The sequence below is a fragment of the Methylobacterium sp. 2A genome (genome assembly GCF_009806555.1).
GTDB lineage: Bacteria > Pseudomonadota > Alphaproteobacteria > Rhizobiales > Beijerinckiaceae > Methylobacterium.
Genome location: NZ_VUOK01000058.1, coordinates 208483 through 230187 on the forward strand (window position 1 = coordinate 208483; position 21705 = coordinate 230187).

A 21705-nucleotide genomic window follows, 5' to 3' on the forward strand; every position below is an offset into this window, starting at 1 on the left:
ACCTCGTGCCCCGCCGCACCCGGGACCGATGGCCCGGCCGGCAAAGGCGATAGGAATTTGAGGAGCCGTCATGGGCCAGCCCTTCGAGCCGCCGTCCGGCGACGGGATCGAGAGCGTCGAGCTGAAATCCGCGCTGGAGGAGCGCTATCTCGCCTACGCGCTCTCCACGATCATGCACCGCGCGCTGCCGGATGCCCGCGACGGGCTCAAGCCCGTGCATCGGCGCATCCTGTACGGGATGCGGCTGCTGCGCCTCGACCCGAACACCGCGCATAAGAAATGCGCCAAGATCGTCGGCGACGTGATGGGCGATTTCCATCCGCACGGCGACCAGGCGATCTACGACGCGCTGGTGCGGCTCAGCCAGGACTTCGCCCAGCGCTACCCGCTGGTCGACGGACAGGGCAATTTCGGCAACATCGACGGCGACGGCCCGGCCGCCTACCGCTACACCGAGGCGCGGCTGACCGAGGTCGCGCGCCTGCTCCTCGACGGGATCGACGAGGACACGGTCGATTTCCGGCCCTCCTACAACGGCGAGAAGGAGGAGCCGGTGGTGCTGCCGGCGGCCTTCCCGAACCTCTTGGCCAACGGCAGCCAGGGCATCGCGGTCGGCATGGCGACCTCGATCCCGCCGCACAATGCCGCCGAGCTGTGCGACGCGGCGCTCTACCTGATCAACCACCCCGAGGCGACCTCGGGCCAGCTCGCCAAGTTCGTCCAGGGGCCGGACTTCCCCACCGGCGGCATCCTGGTGGACTCGGCCGAGTCGATCGCCGAGGCCTACCGCACCGGCCGCGGCGCCTTCCGGGTCCGCGCCCGCTGGGCCAAGGAGGATCTCGGCCGCGGCACCTGGAACATCGTCGTCACCGAGATCCCCTACGGCATCCCGAAGGGCCGGCTGATCGAGAAGATGGCCGAGCTGCTGCAGGAGAAGAAGCTGCCGCTGCTCGCCGACGTGCGCGACGAATCGGCCGAGGACGTGCGCATCGTGCTGGAGCCGCGCTCCCGCACGGTCGATCCGGTGATCCTGATGGAATCGTTGTTCCGGCTCACCGAACTGGAGGCGCGGATCCCCCTGAACCTCAACGTCCTGGTCGGCGGCCTCGTGCCGAAGGTGATCGGGCTCGCCGAGTGCCTGCGCGAATGGGTCGACCACCGCCGCGTGGTGCTTCAGCGCCGCTCGCGCTACCGCCTCGGCCAGATCGACCGGCGCCTGGAGATCCTGGGCGGGTTGCTCATCGTCTATCTCGACCTCGACGCGGTGATCCGCATCATCCGCGAGGAGGACGAGCCGAAACCCGCCCTCATGGCCCGGTTCGAGCTGACCGAGATCCAGGCGAACGCCATCCTCGATACCCGCCTGCGTAGCTTGCGCAAGCTGGAGGAGATGGAGCTGAAGCGCGAGTTCGATGCGCTCACCGCCGAGAAGGCCGAGATCGATGCGCTCCTCGCCTCCGAGCCGGCGCAGTGGAAGGCGATCCAGGCGCAGATCCGCGCCGTGAAGAAGACCTTCGGACCCGAGACGAAGCTCGGCAAGCGCCGCACGGAGCTGGCGAGCCCGCCGGATGTCGGCGGCATCGACTTCACCGCGGCGCTCGTCGAGCGCGAGCCCATCACCGTGATCGTTTCGACCAAGGGTTGGATCCGGGCGCTGAAGGGCCACGTGGCCGATCTCTCCGGCGTGGCCTTCAAGGGCGACGACACCCTGAAGATCGCCTTCCCGACTGAGACCACGCAAAAGATCCTGCTGCTCGCCACGAACGGCAAGGTGTTCACCCTGGAGGCCTCGAAGCTCCCGGGCGGCCGCGGCTTCGGCGACCCGGTGCGGCTGATGGCCGACCTCGACGACGGTACCGAGATCGTGGCGGCTCTGCCCTACCGGCCGGAGACCAAGCTGCTGATCGCGGGCTCGGACGGCCGCGGCTTCGTGGCGCCCGCCGACGCGCTGGTGGCCAACACCCGCAAGGGAAAGAGCGTGCTCGGCCTCGACGGCGACGCCAAAGCGGCGGTGCTGGTCCCGGCCGAGGGCGACCACGTGGCGGTGGTGAACACCGAGAAGCTGCTGCTGATCTTCCCGATCTCCGAGGTGGCGGAACTCGCCCGCGGCAAGGGGGTCCGGCTCCAGCGGTGCCGCAGCGGCGGGCTCCTCGACGCGCATGTGTTCAAGCTGGCCGACGGCCTGCCCTGGCAGGACGGCTCTCCGGAAGGCCGGCTCGCCAACGCGGCGGTGCTGGAGAAGTGGCTCGGCCATCGGGCCGAGGTTGGGCTGATGATGGCGCGCAGCTTCCCGAAATTCGAGCGGTTCGGGCGCTGAAGGAGGGCGGGTGGGTGACGGGCATCCAGCCCGCGCCCTCGTTCCCTCGTCCTGCGGTGCCCGCGTCAGCGGCCTTCGAAGGAGCCCTCCAGCCGGCCGCGCGGTTCCTGGAGCCCTCCTTCGAGGCCTCCGCTACGCTCCGGCGCCTCAGAATGAGGGCGCGGGGGGGGCAAACCCTGTTTCAGTGCGAACGCTGATTGAGCCAAAGCGCGCCAAAGGCCAGGACGCCTCCGGCAACTGGAACCGAAAGCAGAAGGAGGAACTGGGCTGTCGTCATGGGCGAAGATCCCGAAGCGCGTGCCGCACACCCCAATGTTTGGCGCCACTCATGATCCAACAAACCACCGTAGCGAAGAGCACGGGCTCGAAATGCGGCCGGTCCGATAGAGCGGTTGATATGAACGGTGCGAAACCGCCCACGGCAAAGATCGCGACGGCGAGACCGTTGGCATAGGTAGCGGAGAACTTGATGCGCTCGTTCGCGACGAGCTTGTCGCGCGCGTCCTCGTCCCCGTCCGACATCGAATCCGAGCCCCCCGGCCATGGAATTAACCCACCCTGGCGATGCGGGGAATGAACGACGCCCCTCGCCTCACCGCCCCTTCACGGCCGCCTCGTCCGCCGCCCAGAGGTGCTGCGCCGCGTAGGCCCGGTACGGCCGCCACGCCTCGGCCCGGTCCAGGAGCGCCGCCGCGCTCGGTCGCCCGGTGCCGTCCTCCAGCGCCCGCAGCAGCCCGACATCGCCCACCGGCAGGGCGTCCGGCAGCTTGAGCGCCCGCATCGCGATGTACTGCGCCGTCCAGGGCCCGATCCCGCGGATCGCCGTGAAGCGCAGCACCGCGTCCTCCAGCGACTCGGCCGGGGCGAACAGGTCCGGATCGGCGAGCGCAGCCGCCGCCAGCGCCCGGATCGCCGCGCCGCGGGCGCGGGGCATGTTGAGCGCCAGGGCGACATCCGCCTCGACGAGATCGGCCGGCGCCGGGAAGACATGGGTCAGGCCGCCGACAGGCTCGGCGAGCCGCGTCCCGAAGGCCGCGACCAGCTTGCCCGCGAGCCCGATCGCGGCGGCCACCGAGACCTGCTGGCCGAGGATTGCCCGGCAGCCGGTCTCGAACGGATCCCAGGCGCCGGGCAGCCGCAAGCCCGGCCGCGCCGCCACGAGGGGCGCCAGAACCGGGTCCCCGGCGAGGCGGTCCGCGATGGCGGCCGGGTCGGCATCGCAGTCGAACAGGCGGCGCAGGCGCGCGGTCACGGTCGGGACATCACCCGGATCGACGCCGCGGAGCCCGACCTGCAGGCCCGCCGCCCCGGGCTGCACGATCAGGATGGCGTGGCGCCCCGCGAGGCTCACCGTGCGCGCGTAGGCCGCCGGGTCCGCCGCTTCGACGCCCGGGATCGCCCGCTTGGCCAGGAAGGCGCGGATCGCCGCCCAGTCGTAGGGCGGCCGGTAGGAGAGGCGGAGATCGCACGCCCCCACAAACGCGAAGGGCGGCCTCCCGGCCGCCCCGCTGATCGTGTCCCGGGACAGGTCCCGCCTCAGCCGCGCTGGTCCACCGGCACGTAGTCGCGCTGCGCCGGGCCGACATAGAGCTGGCGCGGGCGGCCGATCTTCTGCGACGGATCCTCGATCATCTCGGCCCACTGGGCGATCCAGCCGACCGTGCGCGCCACCGCGAACAGCACCGTGAACATGTCGGTCGGGAAGCCCATCGCCTTGAGGGTGATGCCCGAGTAGAAATCGATGTTCGGGTAGAGCTTCTTCTCGATGAAGTACTCGTCCTTGAGGGCGATCTGCTCCAGCTCCATGGCGACGTGGAGCAGCGGGTCGTCGGTCTTGCCGAGCTCCTTGAGCACCTGGTGGGTCGTGCTCTGCATGATCCGGGCGCGCGGGTCGTAGTTCTTGTAGACCCGGTGGCCGAAGCCCATCAGGCGGAACGGGTCGCTCTTGTCCTTGGCCTTGGCGACGTATTTGCCGACGTTCTCCGGGGTGCCGATCTCCATCAGCATCTTGAGCGCCGCCTCATTGGCGCCGCCATGGGCCGGGCCCCACAGACAGGCGATGCCGGCCGCGATGCAGGCGAACGGGTTGGCGCCCGAGGAGCCGGCGAGCCGCACCGTCGAGGTCGAGGCGTTCTGCTCGTGGTCCGCGTGCAGGATGAAGATCTTGTCGAGGGCGCGCGCGAAGACCGGGTTCACCTCGTATTCCTCGCAGGGCACCGCGTAGCACATGCGCAGGAAGTTCGAGGTGTAGTCGAGGTCGTTCTTCGGATACACGAAGGGCTGGCCGATCGAGTACTTGTAGGCCATCGCGGCCAGCGTCGGCATCTTGGCGATCATGCGGATCGAGGCGATCATCCGCTGGCTCTCGTCCGTGATGTCGGTCGAGTCGTGGTAGAAGGCCGAGAGGGCGCCCACCGAGGCCACCATGACGGCCATCGGATGCGCGTCGCGGCGGAAGCCGGTGAAGAACCGGTTCATCTGGTCATGCACCATGGTGTGGCGCGTGACCCGGTACTCGAAATCGGCCCGCTGGGCAGCGGTCGGCAGGGCGCCGAACAGCATCAGGTAGCAGGTCTCGAGGAAGTCGCCCTTCTCGGCGAGCTGCTCGATCGGGTAGCCGCGGTAGAGCAGCACGCCCTCGTCGCCGTCGATGTAGGTGATCTTCGATTCGCAGCTCGCCGTCGAGGTGAAGCCCGGATCGAAGGTGAAGGCACCGGTCTGGGCGTAGAGCTTGCCGATATCGACGACGTCCGGCCCGATCGTGCCGGATTTCACCGGCAAATCGATCGTCTTGCCGCCCACGGTGATGGTGCTGGGTGCGCTCATGGATCGTGGACCCTTCTCTGGCGACGTGGCGGGTGCGGGCCCCGGGCTGCGCCGAACGGCCCCGGGGGCCTCAAGCACCCGTGTTATGCTGCGGGTGCTCACAGGCATGGGTTACTCAAACGGCACTGCAGCAGCAACGGCGTCGGTGACAACCGGCCCCCGACGCCAAGCGAAATCGTTAAATGAATGCCACCAAGCGAAATCCGGGCCGGAGCCGGCGGTTCCCGGCCCGGCCGGCGACCTCAGCCCTGCGGCCCCTGATCGCCGAGGCGGGCCAGGGTCTCGTCCCGGCCGAGCACCGCCATCACGTCGAACAGGGGCGGGGAGGTGGTCCGGCCGGTGAGCGCCGCCCGGAGGGGCTGGGCCACCTGCCCGAGCTTGCAGCCCGATTCCTCCGCGTACTGGCGCACGGCGCCCTCGGTCGAGGCCGCGCTCCAGTCAGGAAGAGCTTCCAGGGCCGGCTTCACCCCGGCGAGGCGCGCGCGGCCCTCGTCGGAGAGCAGGGCGCGGGCCTTGTCGTCGAGCCCCAGCGGGCGCTGGGCGTAGAGGTAGTAGGCGCTGTCGAGGAGTTCGATCAGGGTCTTGGCGCGCTCCTTCAGGCCCGGCATGGCCTGGGTGAGCTTGGCCTTCAGATCCGGCGGCAGCGGCGCCGACAGGCCGCGCTCCGGACCGACCTGCGGCAGGATGGTCTCGATCGCCGAAACGAGGTCGGCATCCGCGCTGCCGCGGATGTAGAGGCCGTTGAGGTTGGCGAGCTTGGCGAAGTCGAATCGCGCCGCCGAGCGCCCGACCGAGCCGAGATCGAAGGCCGCGACCATCTCCTCGGTGGAGAACACCTCCTGGTCGCCGTGGCTCCAGCCGAGCCGCACGAGGTAGTTGCGCAACGCCGCCGGCAGGTAGCCGAGGTCGCGATAGGCCTCGACGCCGAGCGCCCCGTGGCGCTTCGAGAGCTTCGCCCCGTCGGCCCCATGGATCAGCGGGATATGGGCCATCTTCGGCACGTCCCAGCCCAAGGCGGAAAAGATCTGGGTCTGGCGGGCGGCGTTGGTGAGGTGGTCGTCGCCGCGGATCACCTGCGTGACGCCCATGTCGTGATCGTCCACCACCACGGCGAGCATGTAGGTCGGCGTGCCGTCCGAGCGCAGCAGAACGAGGTCGTCGAGATCCTTGTTGGCCCAGGTCACCCGGCCCTGGACGGCATCCTCCACCACGGTCTCGCCCTCGGTCGGCGCGCGCAGGCGGATCACCGGCTTCACGCCGGCCGGCGCCTCGGACGGGTCGCGGTCGCGCCAGCGGCCGTCGTAGCGGGGCGCGCGCCCTTCCGCGCGGGCGGTCTCGCGCATCTGCGCGAGTTCCTCGGCGGTGGCGTAGCAATGATAGGCGCGGCCCGCCGCCAGCAGTTCCTCGGCCACCGCGCGGTGCCGCTCGGCCCGGGCGAACTGGAACACCACGTCCCCGTCCCAATCGAGGCCGAGCCAGGTGAGGCCGTCGAGGATCGCGTCGATCGCGCCCTTGGTCGAACGCTCCCGGTCGGTATCCTCGATGCGCAGCAGCATCTTGCCGCCGGTGTGGCGGGCGTAGAGCCAGTTGAACAAAGCCGTGCGGGCCCCGCCGATATGCAGGTAGCCGGTGGGCGAGGGGGCGAAGCGCGTGACGACGGCTGAGGACATCGGTCCGGTGTGTTCGGGGCGAGGCGGGGAGCGCGGAAAGGGCGGGCTCGACGAGGGTGCCCGATGGAGGCGCCCGTAGCACGAAGCGCCGCCTGTAGCACGAGGCCACGGATGCGTTAAGAATCGGCCAAGGAATCGCCCGGCCGCCGACGACAGGTCGCGCGGATCGGGGCAGGGGCAATGCGGCGGATCGGCGCGAGGCTGACGGGGGGCGCCCTGGCGCTCGCCGGCCCACGCGTGCCCGCGCTGCCGGCTCTCCGTCACTGGGTGGCCGAGGGCCTCGCCCGGGAGGCGGAGCAGCGCCGCCTGTTCCCCTGGCTGGCGGTGGCGTTCGGGGCCGGGATCCTCGTCTATTTCGGGGCGGCCGACGGCACGCCGGCCCTGGCCGCCCCGCTGATCGGAGCCGCCCTCGCGCTCGCGCCGGTGCCGTTCCTGGGCGCGCGGCCGGTGGCGACGGCCCTGGCGCTGGCGGCGGGTTTCGCGTTCCTCGGCTTCGCGGCGGCGACGTGGCGGGTCTCGCAGGTCGCCGCGCCGATCCTGGCCCGGACCACGATCGGGCCGCTCATCGGGACGGTCGAAGCGCTCGATGAGCGCGAGGTCGGCGCGAGGCTGGTGATCCGGGTGGAGAGCTTTGCCGGCCTCGGGCCCGAGGCGCGGCCGGCCCGGGCGCGGGTCTCGTTCCGCAAGACACCGATCCCACGGCCCGGCGAGACCGTCGCGGCGACCGCCCGGCTGCTGCCGCCCCCGGAGGCGGCCCGGCCGGGCGGCTACGACTTCGCCCGGGACGCGTATTTCCAGGGGATCGGCGCTGTCGGCTCGCTCCTCGGCGCGGTCACGGTCCGGGCGCCGACCGAACCGCCGCCCCTGCCCCTGCGCCTCGCCGCGCTGCTGGACGAGGCCCGCAACGCCCTGACCCGCCGGATCGCGGAGGCTGAGGGCGGACAGGCCGGGGCGGTGGCGGCCGCCCTGGTGACCGGCAAGCGCGGGTTGATCGGCCCGGCCTCCAACGACGCGCTGCGCGCCGCCGGCATCTACCACGTGGTCTCGATCTCGGGCCTCCACATGGTGCTGGCCGCAGGCGTCGTGTTCTGGCTGGTGCGGGCCGGCCTCGCCCTCGTGCCGCATTGCGCGCTGTTCTGGCCGATCAAGAAGATCGCGGCGGGCTTCGCCATGGTGGGCGTCACCGCCTACTGCGCCTTCTCGGGCTGGGACATCGCGGCCGAGCGCTCGCTGATCATGACGCTGATCATGCTGGGCGCGATCCTGGCCGACCGGCCGGCCCTGTCGATACGCAACCTCGCGCTGGCCGCCCTGATCGCGCTGGCCCGCGAGCCGGAGGGCCTGCTCGGGCCGAGCTTCCAGATGTCGTTCGGCGCGGTGGCGGGGCTGATCGCCTGCGCCCGGCTGATCGACGGGCGCCTGTTCGTGCGGCCCGGGGCGGGGCGGATCGGCCGGCTCGTCGGGACCGGCCTGTCGGCGGTCACCGGCACCCTGGCGACGACGCTGGTGGCGCAGATCGCGACCGCGCCCTTCGCCACCTACCACTTCCAGACGATCCAGCCCTTCGGCCTCGTCGGCAACGCCCTCACGCTGCCCCTCGTCTCGCTGGTGGTGATGCCCGCGGCCGTGATCGGGTGCCTCGCCTATCCCTTCGCCCTCGACCGGCCGGTCTGGTGGCTGATGGGGCAGGCGGTGGGCGGGATGCTGGCGATCTCGCACTGGATCGCCGGATTCGAGCGGGCGAGCCTGGTGGTGCCGGCCTTCGGCACCGGGGCGCTCGCCGCCCTGACGGCGGCCCTGCTGCTGGCGACGCTGCCCGTCTCGCGGCTGCGCTGGCTCGCCCTGCCGCCGGCCCTGCTCGGGCTCGGCCTGCTGGCCCGGCCGGAGCGCCACGACCTCTACGTCGACCGCCAGGGCTGGGGTGCGGCCGTGCGAGGCCCGGACGGAAGCCTCGCGGTCCTCGGCAGCCCCTCGGGCTTCGTGCTGGAGCAATGGCTGAAGGCGGACGGCGACGGGCGGCGGCCCGAGCGCGGGTCCGGTTCGGCGCCCGGCGGCAATTGCGACCGGCTCGGCTGCACCGCCCTCCTGCCGGACGGACGAGCCGTCGCCCTGGTCCGCGACCGGCGTGCCTTCCCGGAGGATTGCGCCCGCGCCGCCGTGCTGGTCACGAGCCTCACCGCACCGCCGACCTGTACGGGGCCGCTGGTGATCGACCGCCGGGTGCTGGCCGCGCACGGGGCCGTCGCCCTGCGGGCCGACGGGACCGGATTCAGGATCCAGTCAGCCCATGGCGACGGCCGGTCTGTCCCCTGGCGCCCGCGGCCTGCACCCAAAGCGGATCCCGCCGCCGAGGCGGCCGGCGGCATGGCCTCAACCGAAGCGCCCCGGGCCCCGGCGGATGCCGCCGAAGCTCCGGCCGAGCCGCTTCAGTAGCGGCGCACCAAGCTGACGAGCCGGCCCTGGATCTGGACCCGATCGGGACCCAGGACGCGGGTCTCGTAGGCCGGGTTGGCGGCTTCGAGCGCGATCGAGGAGCCGCGGCGGCGCAGGCGCTTCAGCGTCGCCTCCTCGTCGTCGATCAGCGCCACGATGATGTCGCCGGTATTGGCCGTGTCCTGCTTGCGGATCACCACGAGGTCGCCGTCGAGGATCCCGGCCTCGACCATCGAATCGCCGCGCACCTCCAGGGCGTAGTGCTCGCCGCCCGCCAGGAAGTCCGGCGATAGGGTAATGGCGTGGCTCTGGTTCTGGATCGCCGAGACCGGCGTACCGGCCGCGATCCGGCCCATGACGGGGATCGAGACCGCCCGGCCGGATTCGTCGATCATCCGGGCGCTCGCCGGCATCGGCGGCGCGGCCGGCTGCCGGGACTTGCCGCCCTCGACCACGCTCGGGGTGAAGCGGCGCGGCTCCGGCGCGGGCGCCGTCTGCGACAGGCTCTCGGGGATGCGAATCACCTCGATCGCCCGCGCCCGGTTCGGCAGGCGGCGCAGGAAGCCGCGCTCCTCCAGGGCCGTGATCAGCCGGTGGATGCCCGACTTCGACTTGAGGTCGAGGGCATCCTTCATCTCGTCAAAGGAGGGGGGAACGCCGCATTCCTGCATGCGGCTCTGGATGAACCGCAGGAGGTCCAGCTGCTTGCGCGTGAGCATCGACGGGGGTCTCGCGGCTTGGCGGGCTGCCCCGGGGGCGGCCTCTGAAACAAATCGCGAACAGGTTAAACGTTCCGGAAGTGTTCCGCAAGCGCGTTATGGCCACGCTGATTGCGGTCCGGATGAGGCGGATCACAAACGCATTGACGGCACAAGCGGAGCCGTTTCAATGCGTCCCGTGCCCCGCCGGGGAGCGCGGCGGAGCGGTATCGGGCTTGAGATGACGAGGATGCGACAGCGCGCGGCTCTCCGGCCCCTCCGGCTCCCGCTCGGCGCCCTGATCCTGGGCTCGGCACTCGCCGGCTGCACGGCCACCGGATTTTCCTACATCTCGCGGAACTACGTGGCGCTCACGCCGCAGGTGGTCACGATCGGCTGCAAGGAGCCCTACGAGGTCTACGACAACCGGCAGTTGCGGCGGATGCTGATCGTCTCCAACGCCCTGCGCGAATATGCCGGCTGCAACCTGAGCGAAGTCCGCCTCGATCCGGAGCCGGGGGCGACCCGGGTGACGCGCTTCCGCACGGCCGCCCGGGCCTATCTGGACGAGACCGTGCGGGAGGATTGCCGGATCACCGGCGAGACCGTGTTCGATCCGCTGAAATCCGAGTTCGCCTACGCCTGCGACGCGCCGATCGAGAAGCGCGGGACGGTGGTGCCGCGCCTGCCGGGCCGCAACCCGGGCCCGGCCCAGCGCTGAGGCCGGCTCAGGTCCCGGGCTTCGGGAAGGTGCGCTCGGTGGCGTCGCCGGCCGCCGCCAGGAGGGCGCGTGCGAAGGCGCGGGCCTCGGCCCGCTCCAGCACGATCGCGGCGGTGACCGGCCCGCCGCCGAGGTCGGACAGGGCGAGTTCGAGCCGCACCCCCTCGGGGACGGCGCTCGCCTGAAGGCTCCAGCCGGGCCCCCGCTCCGCGCTCTCCGCCATCGTTCAACCCCTTCCGCACACGGGAAAACGCCGCAGGCCCCCGCCGGAACCGCCTGCACCCGGGACTGTTCCCGAGCCGTGCCCAGCGCTTCCCTGCCCCGCCTCGCGACGTTCCTCAAGACCGCAGGCCCCGGCTTGGTGGTGATGCTGGCCGATACGGATGTCGGCAGCCTGATCACGGCGGCCCAGAGCGGCGCCCGCTGGGGCTATTCACTGCTGCTCCTACAGATCCTGCTGATCCCGATCCTCTACGTCGTCCAGGAGCTGACCGTGCGGCTCGGCACCGCCACCGGCCGCGGCCACGGCGAACTGATCCGGGAGCATTACGGGCCGGTCTGGGCCTGGATCTCCTATGGCGGCCTCGTGGTCGCCGGGATCGGCGCCATCGTCACCGAATTTTCCGGCATCGCCGGCATCGGCGACCTGTTCGGGGTGCCCCGGCTCGTGAGCCTCGGCCTGCCGGCGCTCCTGCTGCTCGGGCTGGTCTTCACCGGGAGCTACCGGCGCGTCGAGCGGGTCGCGATCGTCGTCGGCCTGTTCGAACTGGTCTTCATCGGCCTCGCCATCGCGGCGCGGCCGAACCCTTCGAATATCGTGGCGTCCTTCGCCCACATGCCGCTCGGCGACGGCCAGTTCCGGGTGCTGATCGCCGCCAATATCGGCGCGGTGATCATGCCGTGGATGATCTTCTACCAGCAATCGGCGATCGTCGACAAAGGCCTCGGCTGGGACCACGCGCGGACCTCGCGGCTCGACACGATCGCGGGCGCGGTCGTCTCGCAATGCGTGATGGGGGCGATCCTGATCGCGGCCGCCGCCACGATCGGCAAGGCCGGGCAGGGGACCAAGACCGGGCTGGAGACCGTGGGCGACCTCGCGGGCGCCTTCACGCCGGCTTTGGGACCCTGGCTCGGCCACGCGGTCTTCGGGATCGGGATCATCGCGGCGGCCTTCGTGGCGCTCAACGTCGTGGCGCTGGCGCTGGCCTGGGGGTTTGGCGACGTGACCGGGAAGGCGCACTCGCTGGAGCAGTCGCCCCGGGAGGCGCCGGCCTTCTACGGCGCCTTCGCGCTGGCGGTGGTGGCGGGGGCCGCTTCCGTCCAGCTCGTGCCGAACCTCGTGGCGCTCAACATCGCGGTCGAGGTGATGAACGCCCTGCTCCTGCCGCTCGCGCTCGGCCTCCTGATCCTGCTCGCCACCCGCGCCCTGCCGGAGGGCAAGCGCGTGGACGGCGCCTACAAGTGGGTGGTCTACGCGGTCTCGGGCGTCACGATCGCCTTCGCCCTGGTCGGCGTGCTCGACGGGGTCGGCCTGCTCTGAGCGATTGACGCGGGCGGCGCGATGATGTCTCCCGCGGGCTCCGATCAGGTGGAGTCGACACATGCAAGAGATCTGGTTCCGCACGGGCGAGGCCACGGTGCTGGCGGCCGAGGGCCAGTACACGGACGCGATGCCGGAGGTGCTGATCGGCTCCGTGCGCGGGCCGGTGGGTCAGGCCTTCGCATCGATGATGGGGCAGGTGCAGGGCCATACGCGGATGTTCGTGGTCCGCGACCTCAACCAGCTGGTGCGTCCGGCCACGATGATGACCACCAAGGCCACGATCCACACGGCCGAGTATGTCGAGCTCCTCGGCGGCGTGGTCCAGGCCGCCACCGGCGACGCGATCGTGGATTGCATCATCGAAGGCATCCTGCCCAAGGACGGGCTCGACGAGCTGTGCATGATCATCATGATCTGGCTCGACCCGCGCTGCGCCGAGGACGACGACCTCGACCAGAAGGACCTCTACCGGACCAACTACGAGGCGACGAAGCTCGCCATCGCCCGCGCCCTCAGGGGCGAGCCGACGGTGGACGAGCTGATCGCCAACCGGAAGACCGTGAAGCACTACGCGCTGGACGGCGTGATCGAGTACTGATCAGCCGCGCGCCACGGGCGTGCGGGCGTAGAGGTCGGCCACGGCGCAGTCGAGGCCGAAGCCGGGGAGGACCAGACGGTCATCCCCGGTCAGGCGGGTGCGGGTCCAGGTCTCGCCGGTTCGCACCGAAAGGGTCAGCGCGGGGCGCTTCTGCTCGATCAGGAGAACGGCCTGACAGAGCGGCAGCGCTTCGTAGCCGTCACGCTTGACGTCGATCTTCGTCCGGCGCGTGCCGGGCAGCTTCCGATGGTCGCTCGGCAAGAGGATCTCGGCGGCAAGGTAACAGCCCTCGACCACGTTCTGATCAGGCTCTATGGACGCCGCATCGATGACTGCGACATCCGGGACGTAGGTGTGGCCGGTGATGAACGGCCTGAGGTCGATGGCGGGATCGTGGATGGCAATCCACGACGAGCCCGACCGCTCCAGAGACTCGTTCAGCAGGCGCTGGAGATTCACGACCACGACCTGATGGATGAGGCTCGGCCGGGCCTGCATCACGATCTGGCCCTCGACGAGCTCCCACTTTTCCTCATCGGGTCGCGTCCCGATGAAGTCCCAGAAGTTCCGATGGGGATCAATGCCAGGAGCGCGTGTCGTCTCGAGAATCGTCATGGGACAGCCCGGGCCGAGTCGACGTGAACTCAACTATTCCGCTGGCGCCCCACCCGGTCAAGGGCGCCCTATCCCGGCGGGATGCGTCCCACCGAGCACAGGGTGCGCATCGTGGTGCTGCCCGGATCGGTGTAGCAGGAGGCCGACCAGCCGTTCTGCTGGATGAACGACTTGCGCCGCTCCGACAGGGACGTCCGGTAGGCGTTGGCGATGATCGGCTCGACCGTCGAGGCCGATTCGCCGATCAGGATCTCGGAGGCCACCGACAGGTCGCGGAAGAAGGTCGCCGAGGGGGCGGGCTCGGCCGAGGTCGCCTGCACGATCGGCTCGGCCCGGCAGGTCACGTCGAACTTGATCGGCCCGGCGAGGCGGAGGTCGATGCTGGGGCCGGCGCGCTTGCCGACCTTGCCGCCGATCGCCCCGGCGATCTGGCGGGCGAGGTCGTCGCAGGTATCGGCGTGGGCCGCGCCCCCCAGGAGCGGCAGGCAGGCCAGGGCGGCGAGGAGCCGCGGAACGGTCGAGCTCGGCATGGCGGCACTCTAGCTGCGGCGCGGCTACTGTCGAGGGGCGGCAGCCCGCATCTGGGCGAAGCTCGCGAGCCACGCCGGAGCGACGCGCATCCCCGGGGGGACGAGTTCGGCCGGCGGCGGTCGGCGCACGCAATCCTCCAGATAGGTCAGGGATTCCTCCAGGACCGTGCCGGTGAACGGCTTGGCGATCACCGCGGTCGCCCCCGCCATGTCGTCGCTGAGCGCCTGACCGTTGGCGGTCATGAACGCGGCCGTGATGCCGCCGAGGTCGCGCACGGCCTGCGCCACGTCGAGCCCCGAGGAGCCGTCGCCGAGGCGCAGGTCGATCAGGACCAGCTCGGGCCGGGTCTCGCGGACGAGGGCGATGGCCTCCCGGGCGGTCATGGCCGTGCCGACGACGTGGTGGCCGGCCTCCTCCAGCATCATCTCGATCTGCATCAGGATGAGGGCTTCGTCCTCCACGACGAGGATCCTCAGCGGCTCGGTCACGGGGCCTCCAGACCGCCGGCCATCTCGCGCGGCAGGCGTATGCTGACGATCGTGCCGGGATCGTTGGTCATCCAGGCGATGCTGGCGCTGAGCTGGCGGCAGAGCGTGCCGATCAGGCGCTTCCCGAAGGAGCGCTGCTCCATCACCTGAACGGGCATGCCGACGCCGTCATCGGCGATCTTGATGGTGAAATAGCCCTCGTCCGGCGCCACCGTCACGGAGAGCCGGCCGGGCCGGTCGTCCGGGAAGGCGTGCTTGAGGGCGTTGGTGATCAGCTCGTTCATCATCAGCGCCACGGGGGGCGCCTTGGCGACCGGGATCTCCACGGCCTCCAGGTCCAGGTGCAGGCGGATCCGGTCGCCGGAGCCGCGGACGAGGTCGGTGGCGAGGTCGCGGGCGAACTCGGCCACGTCGAACCGCTCGACGTTGTTGGACTGGTAGAGCCGGCGATGGACCGTCCCCAGGGCCTCGACCCGGGTCAGCATCGCCTCCATGGCGGTGCGTGCCGCCGGATCGGTGATCGCCCGGGTCTGCATGGACAGCAGCGCCGCGATCATCTGGAGGTTGTTCTTGACCCGATGATCGACCTCGTGGACCAGCATGGTCTGGGTGGCGAGCGCCTCGGTCAGGTCGCGGGTTCGGTTGGCGACCTCGGTCTCGAACCGGTCCTTCTCCTGCTGGACCCGCAGATGGGCGTCCACCCGGTCGGTGACGTCGAGCTGCGAGGCGAAGAAGAACAGCAATTCGCCGGCCTCGTTGAAGACCGGGCTCAGGTAGAGCGCGTTCCAGAACGGCGTCCCGTCCTTGCGGTAGTTCAGGATGTCGATCGAGATGTCGGTGCGGGCCTCGACCGCCTGGCGGATCAGCGCGACGGCGCCGCGGTCGGTATCCTTGCCCTGGAGCAACCGACAATTGTGGCCCATCACCTCGTCCCGGCCGTAGCCGGTCATCCGCAGGAAGGCGTCGTTGGCGTAGACGATCGGATTGTCGGGGAGCCGGGGATTGGTGATGATCATCGGCATCCGCGTGGCGCGGACCGCGGCGGCGAACGGATCGCCCTTGCCCTGTTCGGCGTCGAGCCGGTCCGTCTGATGCCAAGCGTCGGGCTGTTCCATGGAACCTGCTCTCTCCTGCCCGGCGTTCGTCACCTCCGGCAATCGAATCCTGGCCGCGTTGCCGCAGACCACGACCTTAACGGGTCAGCTGCGGCAAGAGTTCGGACCTGAAGCGCTTTCCTGACGAACTTCGATGGACAGAGTGCCGCACCGCCACCGATTCCGGCCGATTCGGCCAGGATGTGAGGATCAATGAAAATCCCGGCTGCGATACACCCGCCGGTCCGGGGGCACGCCGAAATCCGTATTCTCGGGCGGCAGCTTCATCCCGGCCTCGCGCAGGTCGCGGAGCGATGCGGTGAGATCGCGAAACCCCTCGGCCACGAGGTGGACCACCCCGCCCGCCCGCTGGATCCGGCCGCGCACCGCGAGGAACCTCGCCTGCATGGCGGCCCGGCGGTTGGCCTCGAACACCGCCTTCCAGACGATCACGTTGGCGATGCCGGTCTCGTCCTCGAGCGTCAGGAAGACCACGCCCTTGGCGGTGCCCGGCCTCTGGCGGATCAGCACGAGCCCCGCCACCGTCACCCGCGCGCCCTGGGGCAGGGACGGATCGCAATGGGCCCGGGCCGGGATCGCGCCGATCCGGGCGAGGCGGCCGCGGAAGAAGGCGACCGGGTGCCCCTGGAGCGACAGGCCGGTGGCGGCGTAATCCTCGGCCACCGCCTCGGACGGGGCCAGGGCCGGCAGGTCCACCGCCGGCTCGTGCCGGAACAGGCCGTCATCGGCGTGCCACGCGAAGAGCGGCAGGGGCGCGTCGAGGAGATGGGCGCGGCGCTTGGAGCCGTCGGCCGCAAGATCCCCCTTGGCGGCCTTGCGGGATGACGTCCCCTCCAGGGTGCGGACCATCCACAGGGCGGCGCGCCGGTCGAGGCCGAGCGAGCGGAACGCATCCGCCTCGGCCAGCCGCTCCAGGGCGTTGCGGGGCAGGGCGAGGGACGCCTGCAGGCCCTCGATGCTGGCATAGCCGTTGGCCCGCAGCCGCACGAGCCGGCGCATCGCGGCCTCGGGCAGGCCGCGCACGACGCGCAGGCCGATCCGCACGGCGTGCCTCTCCGGATCCCCGGCCGGCTCCAGGGTGCAGTCCCAGTCGCTGGCATTGACGCAGACGCCCCGCACCTCGACCCCGTGGGCGCGGGCGTCGCGCACGAGCTGGGCCGGCTGGTAGAAGCCCATCGGCTGGGCGTTGAGGATCGCGGCCAGGAAGACGTCGGGGTGCCGGCACTTCATCCAGGCCGAGGCGTAGACGAGGAGCGCGAAGCTCGCCGCGTGGCTTTCCGGGAAGCCGTAGGTCGAGAAGCCGCGGATCTGCGCGAAGCAGCGTTCGGCGAAGTCCTGGGGGTAGCCCCGGCGGGTCATGCCGCCCACGAATTTGTCCGCGAAGCCGCCGATCGAGCCGACATGGCGGAAGGTCGCCATGGCCCGGCGCAGGCCGTCGGCCTCGGCCGGGCTGAAGCCCGCCGCCGTGATGGCGATCTGCATGGCATGCTCCTGGAAGAGGGGCACGCCATAAGTCTTCTGAAGGACTTCCTTCAGCTCGTCGCGGTCGCCGTGGGCAGGATCGGGCGAGGGATACTCCACCGGGTCGATCCCGGAGCGCCGCCGCAGGTAGGGATGGACCATGTCGCCCTGGATCGGGCCGGGGCGCACGATCGCCACCTGCACCACGAGGTCGTAGAATTCCTTCGGCTTCAGGCGCGGCAGCATCGACATCTGCGCCCGGCTCTCGACCTGGAACACGCCGACGGAATCGGCCTTCGCCAGCATCGCGTAGGTCTCGGAATCCTCCTGCGGCAGGTCGGCGAGCGTCGCGTAGAAGGTGCCGTGATCCTTCTCCAAAAAGTCCAGGCCGCGCTTGAGGCAGGTCAGCATGCCGAGCGCCAGCACGTCGACCTTCATCAGGCCGATCGCGTCGATGTCGTCCTTGTCCCACTCGATGAAGGTCCGGTCCGCCATGGCGCCGTTGCCCACCGGCACGGTCTCGTCGAGGCGCCCGCGGGTCAGCACGAAGCCGCCGACATGCTGCGACAGGTGGCGGGGGAAGCCGATCAGCTGGTGGGCGAGGTCGAGCGCCTGCCGGATCGCGGGGTTGGCGGGGTCGAGGCCGGCCTCGCGCACGTGCTGGTCCGGCATGCCGGTACCCCAGGAGCCCCAGACCGTGTCGGCGATCGCCGCGGTCACGTCCTCGGTCAGCCCTAAGACCTTGCCGACCTCGCGGATCGCCATGCGCGGGCGGTAGTGGATCACCGTGGCGCAGAGGGCGGCGCGCTCCCGGCCGTAGCGGGCATAGAGGTGCTGGATCACCTCCTCCCGGCGCTCGTGCTCGAAATCGACGTCGATGTCGGGGGGCTCGCCCCGGTTCTCCGAGATGAAGCGGGCGAAGAGCAGCCGGTGCTTCGACGGGTCCACCGCGGTGATGCCGAGGCAGAAGCACACGGCGGAATTGGCCGCCGAGCCCCGGCCCTGGCAGAGGATGCCCTTGCTGCGGGCAAATTCGACCACGTCGAACAGGGTCAGGAAGTAGCGGGCGTAATCCATCTTGGCGATGAGCCGCAGCTCGTCGCGGAGGGTCTTCGCGACGGCATCCGGGATGTCGCCGGCATAGCGCCAGCGCGCCCGCTCCCAGGTCTTCTCCTCCAGATATTCCTGCGGCGTGCGTCCGGGGGGCACGGGCTCTTCCGGGTACTCGTAGTGCAGCTCCGACAGGCTGAAACCGCAGGCCTCGGCGATCTCGACGGTGCGGGAGAGGGCCTCCGGATGGTCGGCGAACAGCCGCGCCATCTCGGGCGGCGGCTTCAGGTGGCGCTCGGCATTGGCCTCCAGGCGGTAGCCGGCCTCCCCGATCCGGCAGCCCTCGCGGATGCAGGTGACCACGTCCTGCAGCGGGCGCCTTTCGGGATGGTGATAGAGCGCGTCCGAGACCGCGACCATCGGGGCGCCGGCGGCCGCGCCCAGCTCGGCGAGAAGCCCGAGGCGCCGCCTTTCGTCGCCCCGGCGCGTGTGGCTCGCCCCGAGGAAGGTCCGGCCCGGCGCCGCGGCGGCGAGCGCCTCCAGCCGCGCCCGGAATCCCTCCGGCAGGCGCCTTGCCGGCGGCATGGCGACGAAGATCTGTCCCTCGGCGGCCTCCAGCATCTCGGCGAAGGCGAAGCGGCACGCGCCCTTGCGGACGCGGCGGTTGCCGAGGGTGAGCAGCCGGCACAGGCGCCCCCAGGCTGGCCGGTCCATCGGGTAGGTGACGGCCTCGAACCCCTCCTCGGTGACGAGGCGCACCCCCGGCAGGATCCGGATTCTTGTCCCCTCCGCCTCCAGCGCCCGCGCCGCCGCATGCGCCCGGACCACGCCGGCCACGGTGTTGCGGTCGGCGATGCCGATCGCCGGCAGGCCGTAGGACGCCGCCTGCACGACGTAGTCCTGCGGGTGCGACGCGCCGTGCAGAAAGGAGAAGTTCGTGGTGACGGCGAGTTCGGCGTAAGCGAGGTCGGTCACGCGAACAGCCCGTGGACGTACCACGCGGCCGGGCGGCCGGGGGCGTGCGGCCCGTCGCGGTAGAGCCAGAGCCGGTGCCCGGCCTCGCATTCGACGCGGTAATAGTCGCGGGGCTCGCCCGGCTCGCGCCACCACTCGGCTTCGATCCGCTCCGGCCCCTCGGCATGGGCGACCCGGTGGATCTGCGCCCGCCAGCGGAAGCGCCGGGGCGGCCCCTCGGGCACGGTCGAGAGCACGTCGCAGGCGGCCTCGCCCCGGGGGAACAGCACCAGGGGGCGGGGCGGGAGGTGATCGGGCCAGGGGGAGGCAGACAGGGAGCTGTCGGACCCGCGCCTCTCCCTCCCCCCTCTGCGGGGGAGGGTACCCTGCGCAGCAGGGGGGGCCGGGACGAAGTCCCGCAAGAGGGGAGCGGCGGTGCAGAACGGGGCGCCGGCCTTCACATCTGCTCCGCCAGATCCTGAACCCGCGCTCCCCTCTCCCGACCCGCTTCGCGGGCCACCCTCCCCCGCAGAGGGGGGAGGGAGTGGCGCCTGTGTCCGGCCACGGCCCAAACCCGGCACCGATCCATGCCCCTCTCCGGCCACCCAAAGAACACCCCGGCCCGCCCGCTCCGGCAGGTGGCTCGCCCGCGGTTCGAGCCGCAGCAGCGCCCGCCCGAGCCGCTGCGCCAGGGCGTCGGCCAGGAACCCGACCCCGTCGCCCACGGATGCCGCGCCGAGATCCGTCTGCCGGGCCGGCATGGTCCCGGTCACCGTCACGGCGAGCGCCACCGTTTCGAAGCCGAAGCCGGCATCGAGGCCCGATCCCAGCCGGTCGAGGCGCAGCGACACCAGGGCGGCGACCCGCTCCGGATCGCGCTCGGGGCGGGACAGGCCGAGATCGAGGGCGCGCAAGGCCCCGTCGACCCGGTGGAGGGTGAGCCGCAGGGCGCAGGCGCCGAGCCCGTCCCGCTCCAGCCGGGGGGCGAGCTCCGCCATCAGGTCCCGGGCGGTCCGGACGATATCCGATTGCCGGCCGATCGGGTCGAGAAAGCCGCGGGCGGCGGCGTAGTCGGCCGCCTCCGTCAGGGGCGCCAGCGGCTCGGGCCGGCGGCCCAGGGCCTGATCGAGCCGCAGCAGCAGCGCTTCGCCGAACCGGCGGGCGAGGGGGCCGCGGGGCAGGGCGTCGAGCGCACCGATCCGGCGCAGGCCGAGCCGCTTCAGGCCCGCGACCGTGCCGGGATCGAGCCGCAGGGCCTCCACGGGCAATCCCCGCAGCGCCTCGGCGGCCCCGCCCGGCGGCACGACGATCCGGTCGGCCCCGCCGTGGCGGGCCAGCGCGAAGGCGGCGCCGGGGGTGTCGGCCAGTGCGATCCGCGCCGGGATGTTCGCCCGCGCGAGCCGGCCCGCCAGATCGCCGACGAGATTTGCCTCGCCGCCGCGCAGATGGCTCGCCCAGGCGACGTCGATGTAGAGCCCGTCCGAGGCCTCGGCCGGCCCGAACGGCGCCACGAGGGGCGCGTAGCGGGAGGCCCAGCGGCAGAGGCGCAGCAGGGCGTCCCGGTCGGCATCCGGATCGGCGGGATGGACCCGGAGCGGCACGCCGATCCGCGCCCGGACCCGCCCCAGGGGCTCACCGGGCCGCAGGCCCAGCGCCTGGGCGGCCGGATCGAGGGCGAGGAGCCGCAGGCCGCCCGGCCCCTCGGCCGCCACCGCCATCGGGCCGCCCTCAGGCGCGAGACCGGCCCGACGCAGCCGCGTCACCGGCCAGTGGCTCAGGCAGATGCAGACGATGCGCGGCATGGTCCCACTCCAGAAGCCAGTCACCGCCGCGCCCATTGCGGCAACGTTCGAGCCGCGCCCGCCAGCGCGGCCTGTCGAGGGTGCCGAACCGGTCCCGGGAGGCGGGGGCGGCGGCGATCCGCCAGCGGGTGGCGGCGCCGTTGGGCATCCCAGCCGCCGCGGGCCGCAGGAGCAGCAGCAGCGGCGGGTCGGGGCCTTCCGCGGCGAGTTGCAGGCGCCGGCCGGGCTTCAGCGGCAGCCCGTCCCGCAGGAGGCCGATCAGGGCCGCCAGGGCGCGGGCGTGCAGGGCCGCCTCCAGGGCGCGAAACACCTCTCCGTCGCCGCCCGCCTCCAGGAGGAGCAGGCGGCCGGGATCGAGGCCGAGGCCCATGAGCCCGTGGCCGTAGGGCAGGGGCTCGCCGGGGGCGGCGGCAATCAGCGCCTCCCCGGACACCCGGGACAGGTGGAGGGCGCAGAGCGCGAGGGCAAAGCCGAGGGCCGCGACCCCGTCCGCCGGCCCGGCCGGCGCGATCTCGTGCGGCGGCCCGAGGGCGAGGCCCCCGCCGGGCAGGTGGGCGTCGAGGGCCGGCAGGCCGAGCGGCAGGATCGGGCATGAGACTCGCCCGTCGGCCGGCGGCACGAGCTGCGCCCGCAGGGCCGCCAGCCGCGCCCGGGCTTCGCCGCGCGCGGGGGTCCGCCCAGACGCGCGCCCCGTCTCGTCCGCAGGGTCCAGCCCCATCTCCGTCGGCTCCGGTCATGGCGGACGATAGGAACATAACAGGAACACATTCAAACGGTTTCCGGGGGGTCTTGGAATCGCGCGTCCGTGCAGCAGCTTGGCCTGTGGACGGGTGTGGACGCCTGTGGAATCGGCCGTCGCTGCCGGTTTCAACGGCCCCGG

Annotated in this window: 18 protein-coding genes; 5 read left to right on the top strand and 13 right to left on the bottom strand. The window is 71.6% G+C overall.

All coding sequences use genetic code 11. The features are described 5' to 3' along the window. The first annotated feature begins 70 nt into the window (after positions 1–70). Positions 71–2317 carry a DNA topoisomerase IV subunit A gene (parC, locus tag FVE89_RS25940; protein ID WP_161393029.1) on the top strand — a complete coding sequence of 749 codons (2247 nt, stop codon included), beginning with the start codon at positions 71–73 and terminating at the stop codon, positions 2315–2317. Between the two features lie 273 nt (positions 2318–2590). On the opposite strand, the gene FVE89_RS25945 is transcribed toward parC, so the two are convergent. The 4 genes from FVE89_RS25945 to gltX form a co-directional block, all read right to left on the bottom strand. Next, entirely contained in the window at positions 2591–2839 is a 249-nt protein-coding gene (locus FVE89_RS25945) for an amino acid transporter protein (RefSeq protein WP_161393030.1), read from the bottom strand. A 70-nt stretch (positions 2840–2909) separates the two neighbouring features. Next, a complete protein-coding gene (locus FVE89_RS25950) occupies positions 2910–3794 on the bottom strand; it encodes an AlkA N-terminal domain-containing protein (protein ID WP_161393031.1) in 885 nt (294 codons plus the stop codon). Positions 3795–3853: 59 nt separating this feature from the next. Next, the gene (gene gltA / locus FVE89_RS25955; RefSeq protein WP_161393032.1) at positions 3854–5143 is read right to left on the bottom strand and encodes a citrate synthase; all 1290 of its coding nucleotides are present in this window, start codon (positions 5141–5143) and stop codon (positions 3854–3856) included. 242 nt (positions 5144–5385) lie between these two features. Then, complete coding sequence (gltX, locus tag FVE89_RS25960) at positions 5386–6813, bottom strand: glutamate--tRNA ligase (RefSeq protein ID WP_161393033.1); 1428 nt, start codon at positions 6811–6813, stop codon at positions 5386–5388. A gap of 180 nt (positions 6814–6993) precedes the next feature. On the opposite strand from gltX, the gene FVE89_RS25965 reads away from it, so the two are divergent. Then, on the top strand, positions 6994–9246 hold the full coding sequence (locus tag FVE89_RS25965; protein ID WP_161393034.1) for a ComEC/Rec2 family competence protein: 2253 nt from the start codon (positions 6994–6996) through the stop codon (positions 9244–9246). Here the strand turns inward: FVE89_RS25965 and lexA are convergent. After that, on the bottom strand, positions 9240–9965 hold the full coding sequence (gene lexA, locus FVE89_RS25970; protein WP_161393035.1) for a transcriptional repressor LexA: 726 nt from the start codon (positions 9963–9965) through the stop codon (positions 9240–9242). The two genes, FVE89_RS25965 and lexA, sit on opposite strands and share 7 nt — an antisense overlap. Before the next feature lie 229 nt (positions 9966–10194). Here lexA and FVE89_RS25975 point away from each other — a divergent pair, with 229 nt between their 5' ends. After that, the gene (locus tag FVE89_RS25975) at positions 10195–10665 is read left to right on the top strand and encodes a hypothetical protein (RefSeq protein ID WP_161393107.1); all 471 of its coding nucleotides are present in this window, start codon (positions 10195–10197) and stop codon (positions 10663–10665) included. A gap of 7 nt (positions 10666–10672) precedes the next feature. On the opposite strand, the gene FVE89_RS25980 is transcribed toward FVE89_RS25975, so the two are convergent. Then, positions 10673–10888, bottom strand: coding sequence for a hypothetical protein (locus tag FVE89_RS25980; RefSeq protein ID WP_161393036.1), 216 nt, complete (start codon positions 10886–10888; stop codon positions 10673–10675). 78 nt (positions 10889–10966) lie between these two features. Here FVE89_RS25980 and FVE89_RS25985 point away from each other — a divergent pair, with 78 nt between their 5' ends. Next, the gene (locus FVE89_RS25985; protein WP_161393037.1) at positions 10967–12208 is read left to right on the top strand and encodes a divalent metal cation transporter; all 1242 of its coding nucleotides are present in this window, start codon (positions 10967–10969) and stop codon (positions 12206–12208) included. 61 nt (positions 12209–12269) lie between these two features. Next, positions 12270–12809, top strand: a complete 540-nt coding sequence (gene fae / locus FVE89_RS25990) for a formaldehyde-activating enzyme (protein ID WP_161393038.1) — start codon at positions 12270–12272, stop codon at positions 12807–12809. Here the strand turns inward: fae and FVE89_RS25995 are convergent, their stop codons facing one another. From FVE89_RS25995 to FVE89_RS26025, 7 genes are all read right to left on the bottom strand, one after another. Further along, positions 12810–13424, bottom strand: a complete 615-nt coding sequence (locus tag FVE89_RS25995; protein WP_161393039.1) for a Uma2 family endonuclease — start codon at positions 13422–13424, stop codon at positions 12810–12812. 68 nt (positions 13425–13492) lie between these two features. Further along, complete coding sequence (locus FVE89_RS26000; RefSeq protein WP_161393040.1) at positions 13493–13954, bottom strand: hypothetical protein; 462 nt, start codon at positions 13952–13954, stop codon at positions 13493–13495. A gap of 24 nt (positions 13955–13978) precedes the next feature. Further along, entirely contained in the window at positions 13979–14443 is a 465-nt protein-coding gene (locus FVE89_RS26005) for a response regulator (RefSeq protein ID WP_161393041.1), read from the bottom strand. Continuing rightward, positions 14440–15558: a histidine kinase dimerization/phosphoacceptor domain -containing protein gene (locus FVE89_RS26010; protein WP_161393042.1), complete on the bottom strand. Its 1119-nt coding sequence runs from the start codon at positions 15556–15558 to the stop codon at positions 14440–14442. The genes FVE89_RS26005 and FVE89_RS26010 overlap by 4 nt, the downstream gene beginning before the upstream one ends. Before the next feature lie 189 nt (positions 15559–15747). Further along, the gene (locus tag FVE89_RS26015) at positions 15748–19044 is read right to left on the bottom strand and encodes an error-prone DNA polymerase (RefSeq protein WP_161393043.1); all 3297 of its coding nucleotides are present in this window, start codon (positions 19042–19044) and stop codon (positions 15748–15750) included. Next, on the bottom strand, positions 19041–20825 hold the full coding sequence (locus tag FVE89_RS26020) for a DNA polymerase Y family protein (protein WP_202131068.1): 1785 nt from the start codon (positions 20823–20825) through the stop codon (positions 19041–19043). The genes FVE89_RS26015 and FVE89_RS26020 overlap by 4 nt, the downstream gene beginning before the upstream one ends. After that, entirely contained in the window at positions 20752–21543 is a 792-nt protein-coding gene (locus FVE89_RS26025) for an ImuA protein (RefSeq protein WP_161393044.1), read from the bottom strand. Before FVE89_RS26025 ends, FVE89_RS26020 begins: the two co-directional genes overlap by 74 nt. Positions 21544–21705: the final 162 nt, after the last annotated feature.

Coding starts and splice junctions, on each gene's coding strand:
- parC (WP_161393029.1), top strand. CDS start 71: ATGGGCCAGCCCTTCGAGCCGCCGTCCGGCGACGGGATCGAGAGCGTC.
- FVE89_RS25945 (WP_161393030.1), bottom strand. CDS start 2,839: ATGTCGGACGGGGACGAGGACGCGCGCGACAAGCTCGTCGCGAACGAG.
- gltA (WP_161393032.1), bottom strand. CDS start 5,143: ATGAGCGCACCCAGCACCATCACCGTGGGCGGCAAGACGATCGATTTG.
- gltX (WP_161393033.1), bottom strand. CDS start 6,813: ATGTCCTCAGCCGTCGTCACGCGCTTCGCCCCCTCGCCCACCGGCTAC.
- FVE89_RS25965 (WP_161393034.1), top strand. CDS start 6,994: ATGCGGCGGATCGGCGCGAGGCTGACGGGGGGCGCCCTGGCGCTCGCC.
- lexA (WP_161393035.1), bottom strand. CDS start 9,965: ATGCTCACGCGCAAGCAGCTGGACCTCCTGCGGTTCATCCAGAGCCGC.
- FVE89_RS25975 (WP_161393107.1), top strand. CDS start 10,195: ATGCGACAGCGCGCGGCTCTCCGGCCCCTCCGGCTCCCGCTCGGCGCC.
- FVE89_RS25980 (WP_161393036.1), bottom strand. CDS start 10,888: ATGGCGGAGAGCGCGGAGCGGGGGCCCGGCTGGAGCCTTCAGGCGAGC.
- fae (WP_161393038.1), top strand. CDS start 12,270: ATGCAAGAGATCTGGTTCCGCACGGGCGAGGCCACGGTGCTGGCGGCC.
- FVE89_RS25995 (WP_161393039.1), bottom strand. CDS start 13,424: ATGACGATTCTCGAGACGACACGCGCTCCTGGCATTGATCCCCATCGG.
- FVE89_RS26000 (WP_161393040.1), bottom strand. CDS start 13,954: ATGCCGAGCTCGACCGTTCCGCGGCTCCTCGCCGCCCTGGCCTGCCTG.
- FVE89_RS26010 (WP_161393042.1), bottom strand. CDS start 15,558: ATGGAACAGCCCGACGCTTGGCATCAGACGGACCGGCTCGACGCCGAA.
- FVE89_RS26020 (WP_202131068.1), bottom strand. CDS start 20,825: ATGCCGCGCATCGTCTGCATCTGCCTGAGCCACTGGCCGGTGACGCGG.
- FVE89_RS26025 (WP_161393044.1), bottom strand. CDS start 21,543: ATGGGGCTGGACCCTGCGGACGAGACGGGGCGCGCGTCTGGGCGGACC.